The organism is Arthrobacter sp. SO3, assembly GCF_020532825.1.
In the GTDB taxonomy this organism is placed as follows: domain Bacteria; phylum Actinomycetota; class Actinomycetes; order Actinomycetales; family Micrococcaceae; genus Arthrobacter.
This window is the reverse complement of the sequence record NZ_MQTS01000169.1, coordinates 22,015-26,077: the sequence shown is the minus strand read 5'-3', so window position 1 is coordinate 26,077 and position 4,063 is coordinate 22,015. Positions and strand designations below refer to the sequence as shown.

Annotated in this window: 3 protein-coding genes; 1 reads left to right on the top strand and 2 read right to left on the bottom strand. The window is 69.0% G+C overall.

Annotated elements, in window-relative coordinates; translation table 11 throughout:
- Window positions 1–201: 201 nt before the first annotated feature.
- Window positions 202–963: an SDR family oxidoreductase gene (locus tag BJQ90_RS16045; protein WP_226761224.1), complete on the bottom strand. Its 762-nt coding sequence runs from the start codon at window positions 961–963 to the stop codon at window positions 202–204.
- 81 nt (window positions 964–1,044) lie between these two features.
- A complete protein-coding gene (locus BJQ90_RS16040) occupies window positions 1,045–1,419 on the bottom strand; it encodes a DUF488 domain-containing protein (RefSeq protein ID WP_226761223.1) in 375 nt (124 codons plus the stop codon).
- A 72-nt stretch (window positions 1,420–1,491) separates the two neighbouring features.
- Between BJQ90_RS16040 and valS the strand changes: the two genes are divergently transcribed.
- The coding region (gene valS / locus BJQ90_RS16035; protein WP_226761222.1) for a valine--tRNA ligase at window positions 1,492–4,063 on the top strand (2,572 nt) is incomplete at its 3' end.

The window sequence follows — 4,063 nt, the reverse complement described above, 5'->3', positions numbered from 1 at the left end:
GCCCATAAACTCCCGGTTTATGGGCCGTAGGTGACCCCGCGTTGCTGCCCCGGCACCCCGCGTTGCCGCCCCGGCACCCCGCGTTGCTGCCCCGGTGGCCGCTCAGCGCCGCGCCGCCTCCGGTAGGCGCGCCGCCTTCGCGTTGCCGCTCCGGCGCCCGCTCAGCGCTGCGTCTGCCGGGACGCGCTGCGCTGCGGGACGCTAGGCCTTGCGGATCAGCTTGTAGTTGGCGGCCTGGGCGACCGGGCGGATCACGATCTGGTCGAGGTTGACGTGGTGCGGTGCCACGACGGCGAACCGGACAACGTCGGCGACGTCCGCCGCGGTGAGCGGCTTCTCGACACCCTGGTAGACCTTCTCGGCGGCCGCCTGGTCCCCGCCCAGGCGGTTCAGCGCGAACTCCTCGGTCTGGACCAGGCCGGGCGCCACTTCGATCACGCGAAGGTTGTGCTCGGCCTCCTCGAGGCGCAAGGCGCCGGTGAGCGCGTGCTGGGCGAACTTCGCTGCGTTATAGCCGCCGCCGCCCTCGTAGGCGGAGAGTCCCGCCGTCGACGTCAGGTTCAGGACGGTGCCCTCACCGCAGGCGCGCAGCATCGGGAGGAACGCCCGGGTGAGCTTCATGGTGCCCAGGACGTTGACCTCGAACATCCATGCCCAGTCCTCGGTTTTGGCCTCGGCCACCCGGTCGGCGCCGCGGGCGCCGCCGGCGATGTTGATGAGCGTGTCGATGCCGCCGGCGCGGGTCACCTCGTCCACCAGCCGGGCGACGTCGGCGTCGTCGGTCACGTCTGCCGGAAGCGCGACGGCGCCGGTTTCCGCGGCGAGCGCCGCCAGCCGGTCCGCACGGCGGGCGACGGCGTACACGGTCCAGCCCTCCGTCCGGAGCGCACGGACGGTGGCCTCGCCGATCCCGGTGCTGGCGCCGGTGACAACTGCTGATTTGTTCTGGATTCCTTCAGTCATGGCACCACCCTAACGGCAAGCCCGCGGCCACCCCGCCGGGCACCCGCAGGATGAAGCCGGATGAACCCGGCTGAATTCAGTTCAGTCCCGCGCCAGGAACTCCCGCAGGACCCGGGCATGGTTGGTCTCCGGGTCCCTCGCCCCGAACAGCAGCGTCACCTTCCCGTGTTCCGCGGCCAGGTCCCGCAGCGTCTGCACGGCAGGGTTGCCGTCAAGCTCCGCCTCGTAGGCGGCGCGGAAGTCGGCGAAGCGCTCCTGCTTGTGCGCAAACTCGGTCCGCAGCGGCGGGGACGGCGCCACATCCTTGAGCCATAGGTCCAGCTGCGCGCGTTCCTTGCTGACCCCGTGCGGCCAGAGCCGGTCCCGCAGCACCCGGCAGCCGTCGTCGTCGGCGGGTTCGTCATGGATGCGCTTGATGGCGAACCGTCCGGCAGAACTTCCCTGGAAATTGCCCATCTGCGCATGCTACTGCAGCCCCCGCGGCAGGCCACGGCGGTCTCCCGGGACGGACCGTGGAAGAATTGCCCCATGGCTGAAGACACTCAGGGTACAGACACGCCCACCACTGCCCCCATCAACGTTCCGGACAAGCCCGCCCTGGAGGGGCTGGAAGACGCCCTCACCCGGCGCTGGCTTGACGAAGGGACCTACAAGTTCAACCCGGACACCACCCGGGAGCAGGTCTACTCGATCGACACTCCCCCGCCCACGGCGTCAGGGTCGCTGCACGTCGGCCACATGTTCTCCTACACCCAGACCGATGTCCTGGCGCGCTACCAGCGCATGACCGGCAAGAACGTGTTCTACCCGATGGGCTGGGACGACAACGGCCTGCCCACCGAGCGCCGCGTACAGAACTACTACGGGGTGCGCTGCGATCCGACCACCGCGTACGACGCCGGCTACCGGCCGCCCGCCGAGCCCGCCAAGAACCAGCGCGACTTCGACGTCGTCTCGCGCCGGAACTTCATCGAACTCTGCGAGGAACTCGCCGTCGAGGACGAGAAAGTCTTCGAGAACCTCTTCCAGACCCTCGGCCTGTCCGTGGACTGGGACCTGACGTACCGCACCATCGACGACAAGTCCCGGGCCATCTCCCAGCGCGCCTTCCTGGCGAACCTCGCCGCCGGCGACGCCTACATGGCCGAGGCGCCCACCCTCTGGGACGTCACTTTCCGCACCGCCGTGGCCCAGGCCGAGCTCGAGGACCGCGAGGTCGCGGGCGCCTACTACAGGTACCCGTTCTTCACCGAAGACGGCGAGAAAATCTACATCGAGACCACCCGCCCGGAGCTGCTGGCCGCCTGCGCCGCCCTCGTGGCGAATCCCGACGACGCACGGTACCAGCCGCTGTTCGGCAAGAAGGTCACCTCCCCGCTCTTCGGCGTCGAGGTGGAGGTCCGTGCCCACCCGCTTGCCAAGGCGGACAAGGGCTCCGGCATCGCCATGGTCTGCACCTTCGGCGACCTCACCGACGTCACCTGGTGGCGCGAACTCCAGCTGCCCACCCGCGCGATCGTGGGCCGCGACGGCCGCATCATCGGCGACACCCCGGAGTGGATCACCACCGCCGAAGGCCGCGCCAGCTTCGGGGCGATCGCGGGCAAGACCGTCTTCAGCGCCAAGGAAGCCGTGGTCGAACTCCTGACCGCCGCCGGCCTCCTCGAGGGTGAGCCGAAGAAGATCATGCACCCGGTGAACTTCTTCGAGAAGGGCGACAAGCCCCTCGAAGTGGTGACGTCCCGCCAGTGGTACATCCGCAACGGCGGCCGCGACGCGGAACGCCGTGAGCGGCTCATTGCCCGTGGCCACGAGATCGATTTCCACCCCGCGTTCATGCGCTCCCGCTTCGAGAACTGGATCTCCGGGCTGAACGGCGACTGGCTTGTCTCCCGCCAGCGTTTCTTTGGTGTGCCGGTGCCGGTCTGGTACCCGCTGGACGCCGACGGCAACCCGGACTTCGCAGCTCCGATCGTGCCGTCCGACGCGCAGCTCCCGGTGGACCCCGCAGCGGACGCGGCCCCCGGCTACCAGGAAACCCAGCGCGACGTGCCGGGCGGTTTCACCGGCGACGCCGACGTGCTGGACACCTGGGCCACCTCCTCGCTCACCCCGCAGATCGTGGGCGGCTGGAGCACCGACGAGGCGCTTTTCGCCAAGGTCTACCCCTTCGACGTGCGCCCGCAGGGCCACGACATCATCCGGACCTGGCTGTTCTCCTCCGCGGTGCGCGCCGACGCCCTGCAGGACTCCGCGCCGTGGAAACATGCGGCCATCTCCGGCTGGATCCTGGACCCGGACCGCAAGAAGATGTCCAAGTCCAAGGGCAACGTGATCGTTCCGACCGACGTGCTGGAGGAGTACGGCTCGGACGCTGTCCGGTACTGGGCGGCCTCGGCCAAGCTGGGCGCGGACACCGCCTACGAGATCGCGCAGATGAAGATCGGCCGCCGGCTCGCGATCAAGCTGCTCAATGCCTCGAAGTTCGTACTGAACCTGGGCGCCACCGAGAACTCCGTGGTTTCCGGGGATCTCTCCGTGCTCAGCAACCCCCTGGACCGGGCCGTGCTGGCCCAGCTCTCCGACGTGGTCCAGCAGGCCACGAAGGCGTTCGAGAACTACGACTACGCCCGGGCGCTGCAGATCACCGAGAGCTTCTTCTGGCATTTCACCGATGACTACGTGGAGCTCATTAAGGACCGCGCCTACGGTGCCGCGGGCGATACCGAGCAGGCCTCCGTCCTGGCAGCGCTGGCAACGAGCCTGGACACGCTGCTGCGGCTCTTCGCCCCGTTCCTGCCTTTCGCCACGGAGGAAGTCTGGAGCTGGTGGCGTGCCGGTTCCGTGCACCGTGCCGCCTGGCCGTCCGCCATCGCGATCGACGGCGACACCAGCCTGCTGGCCACCGTCGGGACCGCGCTCAGCGGCATCCGCAAGGCCAAGTCCGAGGCAAAGGTCAAACAGCGCACCGAGGTGCTCTCCGCGACCATTACCGCCCCGGATTCCCTCACCATGCAGCTGAGAGCCGGCCTGGCCGACCTCAAGGCAGCCGCCAACGCACGGGAGCTGACCCTGGTGGGCGGTGACGGCGAGCTGACCG

Excerpts from the sequence above, each read along its gene's own strand:
- BJQ90_RS16045 (WP_226761224.1), bottom strand. The coding sequence starts at position 963 with ATGACTGAAGGAATCCAGAACAAATCAGCAGTTGTCACCGGCGCCAGC.
- BJQ90_RS16040 (WP_226761223.1), bottom strand. The coding sequence starts at position 1,419 with ATGGGCAATTTCCAGGGAAGTTCTGCCGGACGGTTCGCCATCAAGCGC.